Origin of the sequence: Paenibacillus catalpae (assembly GCF_900112695.1) — a bacterium.
GTDB classification, from domain to species: Bacteria; Bacillota; Bacilli; order Paenibacillales; family Paenibacillaceae; genus Pristimantibacillus; species Pristimantibacillus catalpae.
In genome coordinates this window covers 434,777-452,834 of sequence record NZ_FOMT01000006.1, presented here as the reverse complement: position 1 = coordinate 452,834, position 18,058 = coordinate 434,777, and the positions used below count along the sequence as shown (strand labels likewise).

The window sequence follows — 18,058 nt, the reverse complement described above, 5'->3', positions numbered from 1 at the left end:
GAGGAGCATACGCCTGCGCTATAAAATGCAGCAAGGGGCTGTCCCAATGGGACAGCCCCTTTGTGTATATATCGGCTCACTAAACAAAAAGAAGTGGACTGGTTAGGCGCCGATTACACTTCCATGATGATAGGAAGGATCATCGGCTTTCTTTTCGTTTGTTCATATAAGAATCGTCCGAGCGAGTCTTTCACGTTTGATTTTAGTGTTGTCCATTGGTTCACGTTATCGCTGATGGATTTCGTAATTGTTCTTGTCACAATTCTGCCTGCTTCCTCAAGCAGTCCTTCCGACTCGCGTACATAAACGAAACCACGGGAGATAATGTCCGGTCCCGATTTGATGGTTTTGTCCTGCTTGCTGATCGTTACAACAACGACAAGAATGCCGTCTTGGGACAAATGCTTGCGGTCGCGAAGCACGATATTGCCGACATCGCCGATACCAAGTCCGTCGATATACGTATTGCCTGCCGGCACTTTGCCGGATTTGCGTGCATCACCGTTTACGATTTCTACAATTTCGCCGTTATCGACGATAAAGGTATGGCCTTGCTTAACGCCAACCGCTTCAGCCAGCTTCTTGTGATGGAGCTGCATCCGGTATTCCCCGTGAATCGGGATGAAATATTTCGGTGCCATCAATTGAAGCATCAGCTTCAGCTCTTCCTGGCTGCCGTGGCCAGATACGTGCATGCCTGTCTGTGTGCCGGAGCCGTAAATTACATTCGCTCCGAGACGGAACAGCTCGTCCACCGTACGTCCGATGCTGCGTTCATTACCCGGGATTGGTGTCGCCGAGATAATAACCGTATCACCTTCGAGAATCTCTACCTGACGGTGATTGGAACGGGCCATCCGCGTTAATGCGGACATTGGCTCGCCCTGGCTGCCTGTGCAAAGAATAACGACTTGATTATCCGCATAACGGTTCACTTCGTTCGTCTCAATCAGCATGCCGTCCGGGATATCGAGATATCCAAGCTCCGAAGCAATGGTAATCATGTTGACCATACTGCGTCCGATAATCGCCAGCTTCCGTCCCGATGCTGCCGCCGCATCAACAACCTGCTGCAGACGGTGAACGTTCGAGGCGAAGGTAGAGACGATTACGCGGCGCTCCGCTTTGCGGAAAGCATCGATAAAGTTCGCGCCGACAATCCGTTCCGATGGCGTAAAGCCTGGACGTTCGGCGTTAGTGCTCTCCGACAGCAAAGCGAGGACGCCTTTTTTCCCAATTTCGGCCATCCGGTGAATGTCTGCGTGATAGTCGCCTACCGGTGTTTGGTCGAACTTGAAGTCGCCCGTATGGACAACGACGCCTTCCGGTGTATCCAGCACGACACCGAGGGAATCCGGAATACTGTGGTTTGTCTTGAAGAACGACGCCTTCATGGAACCCAGCTTGATCTCGGAATCGGAATGAATCAGATGCCGCTCTGTCGATCCAAGAAGCCCGGCTTCCTTCAGTTTTCCTTCGATCAATCCCATCGTCAATCGGCTTGCATAGACCGGCATGCTCAGCTGCTTCAAGATATAAGGCAAGCCGCCAATATGATCCTCGTGTCCGTGCGTGATGAGCAAAGCTCTGACTTTGTCCTTATTCTCGATGAGGTACGTAATATCCGGTACGATAATGTCGATACCGAGAAGCTCCTCATCCGGGAATTTGGAACCGCAATCAATTACAATAATATCGTTCGCGTATTGCACCGCGTACATATTTTTACCAATTTCACCTACGCCGCCCAAGGCAAAAATGGTTAGTTTCTTTTCTGTTTTATGGTTATTCAAAAATAATCCTCCTATTTATAAGACTGACGACGATTGTTATACTTCAAACTTAAAAATCCGAACCAGTCACTTGCCACCATTATAGCACGAAAAAATAACAAAATGGAAATAGGCTGTTTAGCCTTTTTATAACCCCAATAGAATTTATTAACTTCGAGTTTCGGAAGTCGAAATTCTATTCGGCGATAAAACCCATCTCTAAACGCGGTCGCCCATCTTCGAACAGCCTCGATAGAGGTTTTCTCAATATAAGAAAGTATAGGTTTTCTCTATACCATGCTTATATTTCATTCGCGATACGTATGCTGCCCCCTAAAGAATTGCTCATGCTCTTTGTCGCAATTCTTTGAGGTGCATCCGTTTTCGCTAGTCCCTGCTGAACTTCCTCCAAGCCGCAATCGCCGCATTCACGGTTAATCCAAGCGCCACGCCAATTATTACCGCCCCCAAATTCAGTCCGTGTACGAACAAGAGCAGCATGCCGCCGCCCAAATCATCCTCCGGAAGCGGAAAAAGAAGACCCATCAGATAGCCGGTAACAACCAGCATCGGCACCCAGATAACAGGGATAAACAGAGCAAAATACCAATATCTACGGCGGAACCATACGATAACGGGCAACGCATATACTGCCGATGTTACTGCAAAAACGATGTAAGCCTCATCTATAGCGGCACTATAGCGATAGGCCAGTTGAAAAAAAGTATTCCCGATTACCGCGTAAATAACGCTTACCATCACAACGAAAAATGCAGCCCGGCTGTAGCCTGCTTTTGCCGATGGCTTCATTATCGCTTAATGATCTCCTTCAAGGCCTCCGTAAAGGCCGACATTTCTTCATCCGTGCCTACCGTCACGCGCAAATATTGATCGATACGCGGCTGTTTGAAATAGCGGACAAGAACCCCGCGCTCACGCAGCTGCTGGAACAACTGCTCCGCTGCATGATCCGGATGGGAGATGAAGACAAAGTTCGCTGCAGAATCGGTCACGGTAAAGCCAAGCTCTTTCAATTCCTTCGTTACAGCTTCGCGGGTTGTGATTACCTTCGCCGTTGTCTCGAGGAAATAAGCTTCATCCTCAAACGCAGCAACCGCGCCCGCAAGCGCAAGACGGTCAAGCGTATAGGAGTTGAACGAATTTTTGACGCGGTTAAGCCCGTCGATCAGCTCTTCGCTGCCCAGCGCCCAGCCTACCCGCAGTCCTGCCAGCGAGCGGGACTTCGAGAGTGTCTGAACAACAAGCAGATTCGGATACTCCTTCACCAGCTTCGCCGCCGACTCGCCGCCAAAATCTATATACGCCTCATCGATCAGAACAACCTGGTCCGGGTTCTGGACAAGCAAAGTGCGGATATCATCAAGCGAGATCAGCATCGCGGTAGGCGCATTTGGATTCGGGATGACAATCCCTCCGGAATCGCGGCGGCTGAATTCATCAAGCGGCAGCTTGAACTGCTCGTCCAACGGAATAATATCCGCCTTCAGCTGATAAAACTCCGCATACACCTTATAGAAGCTGTATGTAATGTCGGCGAAGACTACGGGCCTTGCCGGATTGAAGAAGGCTGCAAAAGCGAAAGCCAGCACTTCATCAGAGCCGTTGCCTACAAATACCTGATTCGGAGCAACGTCGAAATATCCAGCGATCTTCCGAACAAGCGCGTCGCAGGTTGGATCCGGATAAAGCCTTAAATCATCATTGGTTACCGACCGGATTGCCTCCAGTACTTTTGGCGAAGGCGGGTACGGGTTTTCGTTGGTGTTCAGCTTAATATATTTTTTGTCCTTCGGCTGTTCCCCTGGTACATAAGGAACTAATGAAGCCGTAAGCGGACTCCAAAACTTACTCACTATTCATTCTCCCCTGTCATCTTATCATCCTATTGCTTCCAGCATAAATCATTTTGGCACGGAGCACCACTGGCAGGACCTATACTTTGCGGCCGACAATAATCAAATCCCGTTCTACACCGTCAAGCTCGGCTACCTGCGGCAGGTTTGCCCACTCTTCAAAGCCGTATTTCCGGAGAAGCGCGAGGCTTGGCTCATTATGACCAAACACAAATCCGAGCAGCGTACGAAGGCCAAGCCCCGGGCTTGCTTCGAGCGCCTTCTGAATCAGGAACGAACCGATGCCGCGCGCGCGGTGTTCTTGGTCGATATAAATACTGATTTCAGCAGTCGCATTATACGCCGGCCGTCCATAAAACGACTGGAAGCTCAGCCAAGCGATGATTGTCCCCTTATCCTCAAGCACCCATAGCGGACGAAAATCCGGTGAATGCTCGTTATACCAACGCACCCTGCTATCCACCGATACAGGCTCCAAATCTGCCGTTACCTGACGGGATGCAATGGTTGAGTTGTATATTTCAACGATGCGGGGCAAATCTTCCAGGCCGGCATCTCGGATCGTAAAATTATTGTTCATAAATAGTTCTCTCCTTAACCCTTTGTATCCTTTTATTTGATTGTACAGCGAGCGCAAAATTTGCGCACGCGCAATTAAATGAACCGCGGGTCTATTTTCTTTTAGTATAGCCCTTCTTGAAGCCAAAAAAGGAACTCCCCCTTACAATCATCCATGATGACGTTGGGAAAGCTCCTTAATCACTTTGGTACTATCCTGTTACTCTTCGCCGTCATGCACAACGACAGTGCCCGCGATAAAATCGTGAATGGCCCGTTTGTCTTCTCTCAGACCAACCATAAAGGCGCTGACGATCAGGGCAATGCCGAAAGTAAAGCCATAGATCAGACCGCCTACCAATTGGCGAAGCAGCATGGTGCCGATGCCAATTGGCATGCCGTCGAGCCGTTTGATCTTGATCCCGCATATCTTCTTCCCGATCGTATAACCATTCCAAACAATCGGAATAAGCAGGGAATACAGGAAGGAGACGATATTCGTAAACAGGGTGTCTCCTTTGCCAAATATAATTAACGAAATGATAGCAAGCGGTATGCCTATAATTAATCCGTCCAATATTGCAGCACCGAAACGTCTCCAGAATCCTGCATGGTAATGGGTATTCATGTTATTCCTCCCTATTTTCTCTGTTGGCTGCTTCTTACTCCATTTAGCCTATTACAGGCTGTTTTAGCTTATGACTTTCACAACGGCAGCCCGGAAGATGATTAACATGGAAATTCGCCACCATTCTACAAATTCCTTCTATTTTACCATATTTTATAAGACGAACAAAAACCGGGCCATCCTCTTGGGACAGCCCGGTCTGCGCACCCCCAGGTGCCTCTATTAAGCTTTCGACGGATCAAACGAGCTCTTCAGCGAGACGATCCGGTTAAATACGAGTTTCTGATCGGTAGAATCCTTAGGATCCACATTGAAGTAGCCGTGGCGGAAGAACTGGAACTTGTCATGCCCCTTCGCGCCCTTCATGTTTGGCTCTACAAAGCCTTTCAGCACTTGCTCATTGTTCGGATTGATGCATTCGAGGAACGGCTTGCCTTCCTCTTCCGCTTCATTCGTAATAAGCGGCTCATACAGACGGAAGTCTGCCGGCACCGCTTGCGAAGCCTCTACCCAATGAATCGTGCCTTTTACTTTGCGGGCATTAAAGCCCGAACCGCTCTTCGTCGCTGGATCATACGTACAGCGCAGCTCGATGACATTGCCGTCCGCATCCTTGATCACTTCCTGGCAAGTAATGAAGTAAGCGTGCTTCAGACGCACTTCGTTGCCAGGGAACAGACGGAAATATTTCGCGGGAGGATTCTCCATGAAATCGTCTTGCTCAATGTAAATCTCGCGGGAGAACGGAATTTGGCGCGTGCCCATTTCCTCGTTCTCGGCATTGTTCTCGGCTTCGAGCATCTCCGTTTGGCCTTCCGGATAGTTCGTAATAACAACCTTGAGCGGCTGCAGAACAGCCATCGTGCGAAGCGCCTTCAGCTTCAGGTCTTCCCGGATAAAATGCTCCAGCATCCGTTCATCGACGGTGCTGTTTGCTTTCGCTACGCCAATCTCGCGGCAGAACGCGCGGATTGCTTCCGCTGTATAGCCTTTGCGGCGAAGGCCGCTGATCGTTGGCATGCGAGGGTCATCCCACGCGGTTACGACACCTTCGTCAACAAGAAGCTTCAGCTTTCTTTTGCTCATCACGGTATTCGTAACGTTCAGGCGGGCAAATTCGTATTGCTTCGGTACGTCAGCCATCTCGCATTCCGCGATTGTCCAGTCATAGAGCGGACGGTGGTCAGCAAATTCAAGCGTGCAGATCGAGTGCGTAATGCCCTCAATCGCATCGCTAATCGGATGCGCATAGTCATACATCGGGTAGATGCACCATGCATCGCCGGTCCGGTGATGATGAGCATGGGCAATCCGGTACAATACAGGATCGCGGAAATTGATATTAGGCGAAGCCATATCGATCTTCGCGCGCAGTACTTTCTCGCCGTCTTTGAACTCGCCTGCCCGCATTCTAGCGAACAGATCGAGATTTTCTTCGACGCTGCGGTTACGGTAGGGGCTGTCTTGACCCGGCTGCGTCAGCGTACCGCGGGTCTCGCGGATTTGCTCGGCGGTCAAATCGCACACATAAGCTTTTCCTTTGCGGATCAGCAGAACGGCGCGATTATATAACTCTTCGAAATAGTCGGATGCAAAGCGAAGATCATCCCAGTCAAATCCGAGCCAGCGGACATCCTCTTTGATCGATTCGACATATTCCGTATCTTCCTTGACCGGATTCGTATCATCGAAGCGCAGATTTGTCCGTCCTTTGAATTCATCGGCAAGCTCGAAGTTTAGACAGATCGACTTGGCGTGTCCGATGTGCAAATATCCGTTAGGCTCCGGCGGAAAGCGGGTCACGATTTCCTGCACGTGGCCTTCTTTCAAATCTTCGACGACGATGTTTTTAATAAAGTTAGAGGATGATACCTTGTTCTCCACTGTGTTTTCCACGGCGACCAACCTTTCCCGTAAATAATTATCTTCCTATCATACACAAATTTACGAGAAAATACACTGTCAACTGCCGATGGAGACTGCCCTCTAAAACAAAAAGTCCAGAGCGCCCGCCGAGTACAGCAGAACCAGCACAACCAGGATTGGCGCAATATAACGAACCATAAAGATCCAAATCCGGAACCAGCTCGAAGTAAGGCCCGCTTCATCCCCGGCATGCTTCCATACATACCCGACAAAGATCGTTACAATCAGCCCCCCGAGCGGCAGCATGATGTTCGAGCAGATGAAATCCACCCAGTCGAAGAATGTCTTCTCTCCGAATTGCAATCCGCCCACAGCTCCGCCGACCGAAACCGCGGAAGGTATGCCGAGCAGGAAGAGGAGCAGGGTAATGACAATAACCGAGAGGCCGCGGCTCCAGCCGAACCGTTCACGGACGAAGGCAACCGGTACTTCAAGCAAGCCAACGGTTGAAGTCAATGCGGCAAACGCAAGCAGGATAAAGAATAATCCGCCGAACAGACTGCCGAGCGGCATCGCTGCAAACGCAGCCGGCAAGGCAACAAATACAAGCCCCGGACCTTCACCCGGCTCAATGCCAAAAGCAAACGACGTCGGGAAAATAATCAAGCCCGCAAGAAAGGCATACAAAAGGTCGCCGAGACCAATCGCCATCGTTCCGATGCCAAGCGACTGTCTTTTGTCTACATAAGCACCGTAAGTAATCATCGTCCCCATGCCAAGGGATAAGGAGAAGAAAGCATGTCCAAGCGCAACCAAGGCCGATTCGGCTGTCAGCTTGCTGAAATCCGGACTGAGGAAGAACGATACGCCCTCTCCTGCCCCATCCAGTGTCAAGGAGCGGACTACCAGGATCAGGAGCAAAACAACAAGGCCCGGAATGAGAATTTTATTAAACTTCTCGATCCCCGCCGACACGCCTTTTATAATAACCACTGCTGTTAATACCAGCGCAAGGAGCATCCACCATACCGGCTGCCAGCTTCCGATAAAGGCACTGAACTGGCCGGAATAATCCGAATTCGAAAACAGCTGCCCGGAAAACGAGCGTACCGCATAATATATGGTCCAGCCTGCAACAACCGAATAAAAAGATAAGATCAGAAAAGGCGCCAGAATCATGAGGAACCCAAGCGCACCCCAGCCTTTTTGCTTGCTTAGCCGGCTGAAGGAAGCTGAAACGCTGCCACGGCCGCCGCGGCCGATTGCAAGCTCCGCCATCAAGACGGGCAAACCGACTGCCAGCAAACAAATAACGAACATGAGGAAAAATGCCGCTCCGCCGTATTTGCCGGTAATGTAAGGAAATTTCCACATGTTCCCGAGACCAACCGCACTGCCGATCGCCGCGAAAATAAATCCGGATTTCGAGAACCGTTCCTCCCCATCCGCAAGCGATGGAGCTGACGTACTCTTGTTTTGATCAACCATCTTACAAACCTACCTCTTTCCTTGTGTCTTCACCTGATGTTGTTAAAGCCTATTATTTACTTCCAGCCCGAGAAAAAACCGGAATGGTTATCGTACTATTTTTCATACGTTCATACAAGAACCAAAAGATGAAACGGATGGTGAACGCGCCTATGGCAGCAGAACCGATTGTCGTCTTCCCAAGCGGCGGCTGGCACGGCATTCCGCCCGGCCAGCGAAGCTGGCTGGAGGAGTTCGCCCGGAAACGAAGGCTGCTTGCAGTAGCCGATGATGCCCCAGCTCCAATTGAGCAGCTCTCTTTGGAACAACTGAGCAGCGTCGAATGGACCAGCGCCTCCGCTATTGTGATGCATCCTGCGTGGGTGCATATTGCAGTGCCTTTGAAGCCCCGCTGCCTCATAGCGATGCTGCCTCCGCCCGAGCAGGCGGAAGAAGCGCTTTGGACGAAATGCCGCACCTGGCTGTGTGCCTATGCCACGCTTGTGGTCACCGGTTCGGAGGCTTTTTATCTGGAGCAATCATTCCGCCGGGGCAGTGTCTTTCTCATGGACGGCTTGGATGAAACCTCTGATCTGTTCGCGAGACAGGCGGCAGAATGGCATATTGACGGCTTTGAATCCGATACGCTCATCCGGCTGCAGCAGCGGCATCGGGCGAACTGGCGGAATGAGCTGCTGCAAAAGCAGGAGCATGCGGCTGATGCGGCTGCTAACGGTTACGCCGACGGCCTCTTCTATCATTCGGTCTACCGGTACCTGATCGGTGAAGCCGAGTATTCGCGTAAGCTGCTGCTCATTTCCTTCGAACAGATGCTGCTGGAAGGCCGAGGGAATACGCTTCAGAACGTCTACCGCTTCCTGTCGGCTATCGAGCTGGAGCTCGGACATCTCCAGGATGCCGTCCGAACCTACGGCTATACCGCTGGTGGGGACGCGGAGTGGCGTTACGCCGAGCAATTAACGAAGTGGCTTGCCGGCGGGAAGCGGGAGCTGGTCAAAGCCCAGCTGTACCGGCTGAATGACGATTACCGCAAAGCGGCAGCTCTTCTGGAGCCTGTTGCGGATGATCCCGAAGCCAGGACACTGCTTATCGAAATCTATATCCAGATGGGCAGGCTGCATAGTGCTCTCACTCTCGGGGAAGCCGAGCATCGGCAATCGGCGGGCGACCGCCGCCAATGGCAGCATCTGCAAGGGACTGCGCTGCTGCTGGAAGGCAAGCGGCATGAGGCGATCCACTGCTTCCTGTCGGCAGGAGAGAACAGGCAGGAGGATTTAAACGGGATGATCGAACTGGCAGTAATGGATGAAGTCGCGCGAGAGCTAACACGGGGAAATAAGGAGGCCAACTGAGGATGGCTAACGGTCTCGGAAAGGGCGGCAGGAAAAAAACGGGCAACAAACTGACCGCCATGATGCAGGTTCGTAATGAAGCCGGACGTTATCTGGAAGCGGTGCTTGCGGATCTGTCCGGCTTTGTAGACGAGATTGTTATCGTGGATGATGCAAGCACCGACGATACGCCCGAGCTTGCCGCATCCTTCGAAAAGGTTGTGAAGCTGGTACGGAATAAGGAATCGCTGTTCCATAAGGAATGGCTGCTGCGCGAGCAGCTGTGGCGGGCTGCCGAGGAGACCTCGCCGGACTGGCTGCTGGCGGTGGATGCGGATGAATTTTACGAGGAGTATACTAAGGGGACTTTGCGCGAGCTTATCAATCAGGATGAGTACGATACGGTCTCATTCCGGATGTATGATTTCTGGGACTCCGTCACCCATTATCGCGAGGATGAATGGTGGAATCTTCATCAGCGCCCCATGATGACGCTTGTCCGGTATCTGCCCGGTTATCATTACGCTTATCCGAAGCGGGCGCATCACGCGACGCGGCTTCCTTTTACGTACAGCGCCTTTCCGGGCCTCGATACCGAGCTTCGGATCAAGCACTTCGGCTGGGCAGGAAGCGCCGAGGAGCGGCGGGCGAAATACGACCGCTATATGAAGCTGGACCCGCTTGGTCAATGGGGAAATCTCGGCCATTACGCCTCTATTCTGGAGCCAAATCCAAGGCTGATCCGCTGGCAGGAAAGAGACCGGCATGATGAATAAGACCAAGGGGAATGCGGGAAGGACGGTAACGGTATTAACCCATAGCTATTTGAACGGCTACGGGCAGGATTACACGCGGCCGTTCGGAGGCGGACTGGAGCGCTATGTCGATTTGTTATGCCGTGCCGTCAAGGAGCTTGGACTAACTCCGGTTGTCTATCAGCTTACGTATTACGAGTCTTTTGACACGGTGTATGAGGGTGTCCGGGTTCGCGGCTGGCCGTTTGAAGCGGGCCATATTACGGAGGCATTCGAGCAGATGGCCGAGTCTGCGGAAGGCCTTCTTATCTATGCCAGCTGCATCTGGCATCCGATCCGCTACCGCCCGGGAAGCATCGGCATCTGCCACGGCATTAACTGGGACACTCCCTTTCTTGCCGCGGAGACGAAGACAGCGATCAGCCAGCATATTAACCGGGCGCTGCGGCAGCTTGACCGCATCGTGTCGGTAGATTCGCATTTTCAAACCTACTGCCGGGCCGTTTGCGAGTTTGAAGATCCTGCTTCTATTACCCTGCTGCCTAATCCGGTAGATACTTCCTGCTTTGTTCCGCGATCGGGCATTTCTTCGACTGCCGGCAGCGTACATGTGCTTTATCCGAGAAGACTAAGCTTTGAACGCGGCCTTGTGACAATGATGCTGTCCGCGGATGAGCTGCTCCGCCGTTATCCGGGCATGACCGTCGAATTCGCCGGCGAGCTGGTCGACGGATCGATGATGGCAGCTGTGTTTCACCTATGGCATGAGGCGCATCCTTACCGGGACCGCATTCTTCACCGGACTTACACATTCGAGACTATCCGGGAAGCCTACCATCAGGCAGACATTGCAGTCATCCCGACGTTGTACTCGGAAGGAACCTCGCTCTCCTGTCTGGAGGCGATGAGCTGCGGCCTGCCTGTCGTTGCGACCAACGTCGGCGGCCTGAATGACCTTATTATCGACGGCGTGAACGGCCGCCTGGCTCCGCCTTCGGCAGAAGCCGTCACGCCCGCCATCATTGAACTGATCGAGCAGCCCCGGCTGCGGCGCAGAATGGGTACGGCCGCACGGCGGGCGGCGCTCACATTCGATCAGACACGCTGGTTTGCTGAGTGGAAATCGATTATTACCTCTCAGCTGGCGAAGCTGGATGGGGTTAGGCGGTAACCTATGCTTTGTAGTTACCAGTCAACCGCCTGCCTGTCCCCCAGCTGCTTCGAGCTCATTGACTAACTCCCCTGCCTGCCCGGCCAACATTGCACGTTGTGCAGGATATTTCCCTAAAAAGACTAGTCACAGGGAGTATGCTGCGCGTTGTGCAGGATATTTCGCTGAATAGGCTGTTTGCAGGGAGTTACGTTGCACGGTGTGCAAGATATTTCGCTGGGTCGGCCCTTTGCAGGGAGTCATGCTGCACGGTGTGCAGGATATTTCGCCGGATAGGCCCTTTGCAGGGAGTTATGCTGCACGGTGTGCAGGATATTTCGCTAAATAGGCCCTTTGCAGGGAGTTATGTTGCACGTTGTGCAGGATATTTCGCTAAATAGACTATTTACTGGGAGTTACGCTGCACGTTGTGCAGGATATTTCGCTGAATAGGCTGTTTGCAGGGAGTTATGTTGCACGTTGTGCAGGATATTTCGCTAAATAGACTATTTACAGGGAGTTATGCTGCACGGTGTGCAGGATATTTAGCTAAATAGCTATTTACAGGGAATTATGTTGCACATTGTGCAGGATATTTCGCCGATATAGGCTCATTTAACACAATCGCTGGCTTTATCCTGCATAACGTGCAGGATAAAGCCAGCAGCTGCGATGGCAGGCAGCATTATGCTGCACATCGTGCAGGATAAATGGCGAGCATAGGATCTGGAGCAGCTGTATCGCAAGAGTTCTCAGCCTTCCGCTGGCTGCCCGCGAGCTTGATTGGATTTCATCCATCCTAACTTGGCTCAGACACAGACTGCCCTGCGCTAGGTTGGATTTCATCCAGCAACTTTCACCTAAATAGCTCCTTTTCGTCCCGATGAGCTCATTAGGCCGGATGAAATCCAATGTAGCTTTGTTTACCGGATCTTTGTGCCTCCTTATGATGGATGAAATACAACGTAGGCGGCCCGCCAAGCTACAAAGTGGCGGTTCATGCTTAAAGGCCATGCAGAGCGGAGGTGACGCGCAGCAGCAGCTCCCGCTCGCAGAGCAGCGGCGCTGCGAGCGCTGCCTCCGGCGCGGCGCGGCGGGCGCGCGCCGCGAACGCTGCCGCGAGCCCCGATGCGGCGGCTCGCGAGACCCATGGCTGCGCCGCTGCTTCGCGCGCAGCCGCAAACTGCTCCGCCGCGGCGGGCCATTCGCCCGCGGCGGTGAAGAGCGCGCCCGCGGCCAGCCGCGCGGGCGCCTCGGGCTGCGCTGCCGCGCGCAGCCACCGTGCCGCGGCCAGCGCGGGCACAGGCGTCGCTGCGCCTAGCAGCGCGCACCACTGCAGCGGCGCGGGTGCCGGCGCCGCCGCATACGCTGGCGCGGCCGGGCAAAGCCGCAGCCACGCGGACCAGGCGCGCACGCGGATAAGCGCGTGCGCAAGCGCTGCTGCGGGCGGCGGCTCAGCCCGCCCGCCGCCCAGCCAGGCAAGGGCGGCGAGATACTCGCCTTTGCCCGGGTACTCCTCCGGCAGCTGCGCCCACCGCTGCCGGCCAGCAGCCAGATCGCCCTGCTGCACAGCCAGCAGGCCGCTCCAAAAATCCCCGCCCACAGCAAGGCTCCCGATCAGCCTGCTGCTCACGGCCGGATCAAGCTGCAGTCCGGCGTCAGCAAGCAGCTCCAGCATGGACCGGCAAAGCTTGTGATTTCCGCTCGCAGCCGCACGGTCCGCAGCCCCCCTCCAACAGCCCCTTAAGTCCGAATCAAGCGTGCCAAGCATGAGCAGCCTTTCCCAAGCAGGCCGATAAGCGGGATTCATTTCAAGTGCAGACGCATAAGCATCCGCCGCCCGCTCCCAGTCATAGCCTCGTTCGGCAGCATAGCCCGCAGCGTATTGCGTCCGGAAGCTTCCCGAGCCGGAAGCCGAGGAATAGGTCGAAGGAGAGCGTCCGGTCAAGAGAGCCTGCTGCAACGACTGCGCTGCTTCAGCGGGGCGGTCCATCTCCAGCAGCACAACCGCATAAGCTTCGTGCAGATCAGGAAAGTCGCCATACCGCTCCAGTCCGCTCCCGGCATACCTCTCCGCTTCCGTCAGCCTGCCCAGCGCCCGCAGTGCATGCACCAGCTTCAGCCACACATCGGACAAATACCCGTTATCCTCACAATGCTCCTGACTGTTCAGGACCGGCTCCAGCCATCGGACCGCCTGCTCCCAGTTGCCATAAGTAAAATATTCCGTGCCCATCGCATACTGCAGCACCGGATTATCCGGATCACGCTGCAACGCGGCGAGCAGTATCCGTTTATTCCTTTCATTTTTCCTGCGCTTCAGCATCACCGCATTCCGGTAACCCTCATGAAGCACTTTGACCGGAGCATGACGCAGCGCTCCCGTTCCGCAGGCCGCAACCGCCGTTGCAGCTTCCTCATGGATAGCCCCGGTGAACCGGATGCGGGAATCATTGCGAAAAAGACGGCAGACCGCGTCTGACACCTCTTCATCTCCACCCCGTCCATCTACCCGGCTTCTGATCTGAATCAGGTAGCCGTAGCAGTCTTGCTCCGCCAACAGCTTTCTCCATTCCTCCACCGGAAACGGAAGGAGCCTCTCGTCGGCATCCAGTACCAGAATCCACGGCTGGGTCGCAAGTTCAACAGCCGCATTACGTGCCGCCGCAAAATCATCCTGCCAGCTGACCCGAAGCACCTTCGCTCCGCACGCCTCCGCTATAGCAACCGTCTGATCCGTTGAGCCCGTGTCTGCCACGATGATTTCCGAGCAATAAGGAGCCGCCGAGGCCAGACAAGACGGCAGGAACAGCTCCTCGTCGCGGACAATCATGCAAAGTGACAAAGGGAGCCGCCCCGCGGAACCTATTCCTGCTTCCTGCCGCTCTGCCCTGCCGTCCAGCCCGCCGCGGGCGCCTTCCACCATCTGCCCCGCCTCCTTACCAGCCTTCAAAACCGGGCATTAACAAGCGGATGCTTTGAATAGCCTGCTTCTCAACAATCTGTTCCTTCTGCTGCTGAACCCGCTCCAAATAATACTCCGCACGCTCCCGCCAATGCGCCGCCGGAGACAGCATATCTTCCACTTCATCCTTGCCGCTGTAACCCGCAAACGGCAGCCGGCTGAAATCTCCTTCAAGCAAAGCATTGGCATGCGAAGCAAGGGAATTCCTCAAGGCCGGTTCTTTATACAGCTCAGCCTGCCATTCCAAATAGGCGATGGCGCTGTCCGGGCAGCCGCTCGCAACCATCACGCCAGCAAGCTTGAGCATTGCTGCTTCATCCGGACAGGTAATCCGCCTTGCCATTAAGGCGGCAAGCTGGCCTTCGCGCCCGGCGGCACGCATATATTTGCAAAGGCGGAACAATGGCGGGAGGAGACTGGGCTTAAACCGCAAAGCCGTAATATAGGCATGAACGATACCTTGCTCGTCATGCATGGCTTCATAAATACGCCCCTGCAAATAAGCGGTCCGGAAAGTGCCCATTCCGTCTTCGGTATGGTACCGGGCGGGCGCAGCCCCCATCTCCAGTGCTTTTTCCGCTGCTTCCATAGCCGCCTTGTACTGTCCGGTACTCGCTGAGCAAAACGCGATATAATGCCACAGATCCGTATAATCGGGAAACACCGCCGCCCCTTCCCTTGCCGTGGCCGCAGCCTCCTCCCATCTGCCAAGCAATTGAAGGCTGAGCGATTCGTATTTGAGCACCAGATGCGCATAGGACAGCTGTTCAAATCCGGCTGACCGCCGTGCGGTCCGGAACGCTTCGAGTGCATCCGCCGCCCGGTTATTTCTCAAGTATTCAACCCCGATATTATAGCGGTGGAACGCATTGTCCGGATCTTCCGCAAGCGCAAGCTCGAGCAGCTCCATATTGCGCTGAAGCTTATTTTTCTCCGCCACTACCTGGGTCCGGTAGCCATAATGATGAATGATGACATCTGTCAGATGGAAACGGGCCGAAGGGTTTTTCCGCAAAATCGAGAATGAAATCTGTTCATGAATACGTCCCTCGAACCTGTGGGCGGGGTCGCTCCTGAACATCCGCAGCACGGGGTGGATTGTCGAGCCCTGATCATGATCCGGCCCGATCTGATTTCGGATCTGGAGAAGCAGCGCAGACAGATCGGCGTGGCGGGCATATTCGAGCAGCTGCGGCTTTGTCGCCTCATCCAGCTGTTCATCCGCATCAAGGAATAGAATCCACTCCCCTGATGCCTTCTCCACCCCCTTGTTACGAGCCTTGGCAAAATCATGCTCCCACCCGCTCCGGATCACAATCGCCCCGTAACTCTCCGCAATGGCAATCGTCTCATCCGTCGAACCGGTATCGACTATAATGATCTCGCCCACAATCCCCTGCACGCTGTCCAGACAGCCGGGCAAATGCTTCTCCTCATTTTTAACGATCATGCATAAGGAAATCCGCTTCCGCAGCTCCGCCATTCACGCGCCTCCTTTGCCGTCCGTTCCAGTTCGTCTGCCAGCCCATCCATTCAACCCGCAAGAGCGCTTCCTGCAGCTTCATCCGGTCAGGCTCGGACCAGCTCCCATCCCAATTGCGGGATCCGCTGTATTCATCCGGCTGCAGCGCTTCAATCGCCAGTTGCAGACAGGCTGCCGATGCCCCTAGCAGCGCTCTCTCCGCATAAGCGCCGCTGTTACCGCTGCCCGCCACACTCTCGAATAGCGATAGAGCCTCGCTGCGCAGCTTTTTCAGATACAGCAGTTCTCCCAATCGGAACGACTGCTCTCCTGTCAGCTTGCCGTCCTTCTCGAAGCGGTCCAGCATCAGCTCTGCCGCTGCTTCTACGTACCCGTGATCATAAAGAAGTGTTTCAAAATGCGGGCGAAGACCATATATTCCGCCAGCCAGCTTATGCGCGAGGCGAAGCATCCCATGGCCTACGGCCGCATCCAGCCACCGGACGGCCGAAGCAAGCTCCTGCTCCTTCGCGATTTTGTTCCTTGTTTCGTGTGTCATCGGCAGCCAGTTATTAAATAGCTCCGTTTCTCTGGCCAGCTGGCTGCTGCCTCCAAGAACCACCGCAAGCTCCTCCCGGCTGATTCGCTGCCCTTCATTCCAGCGGCATAACGCCCAGGCCATGCCCAGCCGGATCGTCTTTTTCCGAGGCTCGGCTTCTGCATACGGCTTTACTGCCTGCAGCCATGTCCGGATTTGGGAGGCTGCCTCCATGTATTGACCGGTACCGATCAGACAATCGGCGAACCAGCGCATATCGGAAAAGGTGAGCTGTGCGGGGGCCGCTGCATTTGTATTTGCAGCAGCCTGAATCACCTCTCTCCACAGCGGCAAGGCTGCGCTGTACGCCCCAATGCGGCTCAGGATCCGGGCCAACAGCTTATGCTGTTCCGCTCCCTCTTCTCCGGCATAAGAACTTAGCTTCTGGCGAATATCCTGATCGGGTATTCCTAATTGATGAAGATAGTCCGCCCAGGCCGACAATGCGTCATCCCATCCCGGCATCCTGCCGAGCAAGGATTCATACCTCATCTGAACGGCTTCTGCTTCTCCGATCCGCTGCAGCACGGCTGCCAGACGAAGCTCCGCCTGATAGCTGCCGGCACCATTTTCCGAAATATAAGAATGGGGTCTTGCGCCTGACTCTATAGCGGCCTCATATGCCGCTTTGGCCTCCAGCATCATGCCCGTGGCCGCGAAGCTATTACCTAGCAGCATAAAAAGATCCGGGTAGTCAGGGTACCGGAGCGTTTCTCCCTTGAGCAGCTCGGCAGCTTCCGCGGGACGTGATAAAGCGAGCAGGACAGTCGCATAATCCCTGACCAGCGTTGGCCTGTATGGCGCGGATAAGGGCGTATAATCAAGCGACTTGCCGAAGGCTTCCGCCGCTTCTCCGGCTTTTCCAAGCTGGCATAACGTAACTCCATGATTATATAGACAAAAAGGGTCATTCGGCCGCCTGGTCAGCTGCCTGGAAATGACCCGTAAATTGCGCTCTGCTTTGGATTTGCGCTGCAGCACATCCGGCATATAACCGACATGTACAAGGTGCTGGCTCCCCGGGCATAGCGGACTGTCGATATCCATCATAATCGTTCCGTTCACCGTTTCGCTGATGCGGACGAGCTGCTCATGGATCTCCCCGTGATAGCGATAGCCGCGGTCCGCCCGGAATAGACGCACGGCTTCACTGCTCATGCTGCAGCTCGTATTGGAGGCATCCAGCAGATGCTCCATCCGCAGCCGATAAGCCGATGAGGCGGCTTTTCTCAGCTCGAGCCTCAGTGCCTGCCCATCACCTTTCAGCCGTTCATCTGCATCCAGGACCAACACCCAGACCGTACGCGCATGCTCTAATGCCAGATTGCGGACGAAGGAGAAATCATCCTTCCACTCCGCATTGATCACTCTTGCTCCATACCGCAAAGCAATGTCCACCGTTCCGTCCGTCGAACCCGTGTCGACAACGATGAGCTCATCGGCTATACCACGAATGCTGTCCAGGCATTCCGAGAGCATATCCTCTTCATTGCGTACGATGATGTGAACACCGAGCAGCATTTTATAACCCTCCTAAAAGAATTAGCGCGTTCTTTGCGATAATTCTTGCTTCGAAAGCATACGCCTAAAAGAATTAGCGCGTTCTTTGCG

General features: G+C 54.1%; 14 protein-coding genes. 3 read left to right on the top strand and 11 right to left on the bottom strand.

Going from position 1 to position 18,058, the window contains the following annotated elements; genetic code table 11:
• Window positions 1-113: 113 nt before the first annotated feature.
• The 7 genes from BM200_RS26620 to BM200_RS26590 form a co-directional block, all read right to left on the bottom strand.
• Entirely contained in the window at window positions 114-1,793 is a 1,680-nt protein-coding gene (locus tag BM200_RS26620) for a ribonuclease J (RefSeq protein ID WP_091189868.1), read from the bottom strand.
• A gap of 366 nt (window positions 1,794-2,159) precedes the next feature.
• A complete protein-coding gene (locus tag BM200_RS26615; RefSeq protein WP_091189867.1) occupies window positions 2,160-2,582 on the bottom strand; it encodes a hypothetical protein in 423 nt (140 codons plus the stop codon).
• Window positions 2,582-3,646, bottom strand: coding sequence for a histidinol-phosphate transaminase (hisC, locus tag BM200_RS26610; RefSeq protein WP_091189865.1), 1,065 nt, complete (start codon window positions 3,644-3,646; stop codon window positions 2,582-2,584). The genes BM200_RS26615 and hisC overlap by 1 nt, the downstream gene beginning before the upstream one ends.
• Window positions 3,647-3,725: 79 nt before the next feature.
• Window positions 3,726-4,226, bottom strand: coding sequence for a GNAT family N-acetyltransferase (locus BM200_RS26605; protein WP_091189864.1), 501 nt, complete (start codon window positions 4,224-4,226; stop codon window positions 3,726-3,728).
• Between the two features lie 198 nt (window positions 4,227-4,424).
• Window positions 4,425-4,832: an RDD family protein gene (locus BM200_RS26600; RefSeq protein ID WP_091189862.1), complete on the bottom strand. Its 408-nt coding sequence runs from the start codon at window positions 4,830-4,832 to the stop codon at window positions 4,425-4,427.
• A gap of 222 nt (window positions 4,833-5,054) precedes the next feature.
• Window positions 5,055-6,716: a glutamine--tRNA ligase/YqeY domain fusion protein gene (locus BM200_RS26595; protein ID WP_091190142.1), complete on the bottom strand. Its 1,662-nt coding sequence runs from the start codon at window positions 6,714-6,716 to the stop codon at window positions 5,055-5,057.
• Window positions 6,717-6,818: 102 nt separating this feature from the next.
• On the bottom strand, window positions 6,819-8,186 hold the full coding sequence (locus BM200_RS26590) for a sodium-dependent transporter (protein ID WP_091189860.1): 1,368 nt from the start codon (window positions 8,184-8,186) through the stop codon (window positions 6,819-6,821).
• A 152-nt stretch (window positions 8,187-8,338) separates the two neighbouring features.
• Between BM200_RS26590 and BM200_RS26585 the strand changes: the two genes are divergently transcribed.
• The 3 genes from BM200_RS26585 to BM200_RS26575 are packed head-to-tail and all read left to right on the top strand — an operon-like array spanning window position 8,339 to window position 11,443.
• A complete protein-coding gene (locus BM200_RS26585; protein ID WP_091189859.1) occupies window positions 8,339-9,538 on the top strand; it encodes a tetratricopeptide repeat protein in 1,200 nt (399 codons plus the stop codon).
• Between the two features lie 2 nt (window positions 9,539-9,540).
• On the top strand, window positions 9,541-10,293 hold the full coding sequence (locus tag BM200_RS26580; protein ID WP_091189857.1) for a glycosyltransferase: 753 nt from the start codon (window positions 9,541-9,543) through the stop codon (window positions 10,291-10,293).
• Window positions 10,283-11,443, top strand: coding sequence for a glycosyltransferase family 4 protein (locus BM200_RS26575; protein ID WP_091189856.1), 1,161 nt, complete (start codon window positions 10,283-10,285; stop codon window positions 11,441-11,443). The genes BM200_RS26580 and BM200_RS26575 overlap by 11 nt, the downstream gene beginning before the upstream one ends.
• Window positions 11,444-12,055: 612 nt before the next feature.
• On the opposite strand, the gene BM200_RS26570 is transcribed toward BM200_RS26575, so the two are convergent.
• The 4 genes from BM200_RS26570 to BM200_RS26555 form a co-directional block, all read right to left on the bottom strand.
• Window positions 12,056-12,268 (bottom strand): hypothetical protein, encoded by a 213-nt coding sequence (locus BM200_RS26570; protein WP_139230843.1) that lies wholly within the window; start codon window positions 12,266-12,268, stop codon window positions 12,056-12,058.
• A gap of 157 nt (window positions 12,269-12,425) precedes the next feature.
• Complete coding sequence (locus BM200_RS26565; protein WP_091189853.1) at window positions 12,426-14,348, bottom strand: tetratricopeptide repeat-containing glycosyltransferase family 2 protein; 1,923 nt, start codon at window positions 14,346-14,348, stop codon at window positions 12,426-12,428.
• 13 nt (window positions 14,349-14,361) lie between these two features.
• Window positions 14,362-15,870 carry a tetratricopeptide repeat-containing glycosyltransferase family 2 protein gene (locus BM200_RS26560; protein ID WP_091190140.1) on the bottom strand — a complete coding sequence of 503 codons (1,509 nt, stop codon included), beginning with the start codon at window positions 15,868-15,870 and terminating at the stop codon, window positions 14,362-14,364.
• Window positions 15,827-17,968 carry a glycosyltransferase gene (locus BM200_RS26555; protein ID WP_091189852.1) on the bottom strand — a complete coding sequence of 714 codons (2,142 nt, stop codon included), beginning with the start codon at window positions 17,966-17,968 and terminating at the stop codon, window positions 15,827-15,829. Before BM200_RS26555 ends, BM200_RS26560 begins: the two co-directional genes overlap by 44 nt.
• Between the last annotated feature and the right edge of the window lie 90 nt (window positions 17,969-18,058).

Coding starts and splice junctions, on each gene's coding strand:
- BM200_RS26580 (WP_091189857.1), top strand. CDS start 9,541: ATGGCTAACGGTCTCGGAAAGGGCGGCAGGAAAAAAACGGGCAACAAA.
- BM200_RS26570 (WP_139230843.1), bottom strand. CDS start 12,268: ATGAAATCCAACCTAGCGCAGGGCAGTCTGTGTCTGAGCCAAGTTAGG.
- BM200_RS26560 (WP_091190140.1), bottom strand. CDS start 15,870: ATGGCGGAGCTGCGGAAGCGGATTTCCTTATGCATGATCGTTAAAAAT.
- BM200_RS26600 (WP_091189862.1), bottom strand. CDS start 4,832: ATGAATACCCATTACCATGCAGGATTCTGGAGACGTTTCGGTGCTGCA.
- BM200_RS26565 (WP_091189853.1), bottom strand. CDS start 14,348: ATGGTGGAAGGCGCCCGCGGCGGGCTGGACGGCAGGGCAGAGCGGCAG.
- BM200_RS26605 (WP_091189864.1), bottom strand. CDS start 4,226: ATGAACAATAATTTTACGATCCGAGATGCCGGCCTGGAAGATTTGCCC.
- BM200_RS26575 (WP_091189856.1), top strand. CDS start 10,283: ATGATGAATAAGACCAAGGGGAATGCGGGAAGGACGGTAACGGTATTA.
- BM200_RS26615 (WP_091189867.1), bottom strand. CDS start 2,582: ATGAAGCCATCGGCAAAAGCAGGCTACAGCCGGGCTGCATTTTTCGTT.
- BM200_RS26590 (WP_091189860.1), bottom strand. CDS start 8,186: ATGGTTGATCAAAACAAGAGTACGTCAGCTCCATCGCTTGCGGATGGG.
- BM200_RS26555 (WP_091189852.1), bottom strand. CDS start 17,968: ATGCTGCTCGGTGTTCACATCATCGTACGCAATGAAGAGGATATGCTC.
- BM200_RS26585 (WP_091189859.1), top strand. CDS start 8,339: ATGGCAGCAGAACCGATTGTCGTCTTCCCAAGCGGCGGCTGGCACGGC.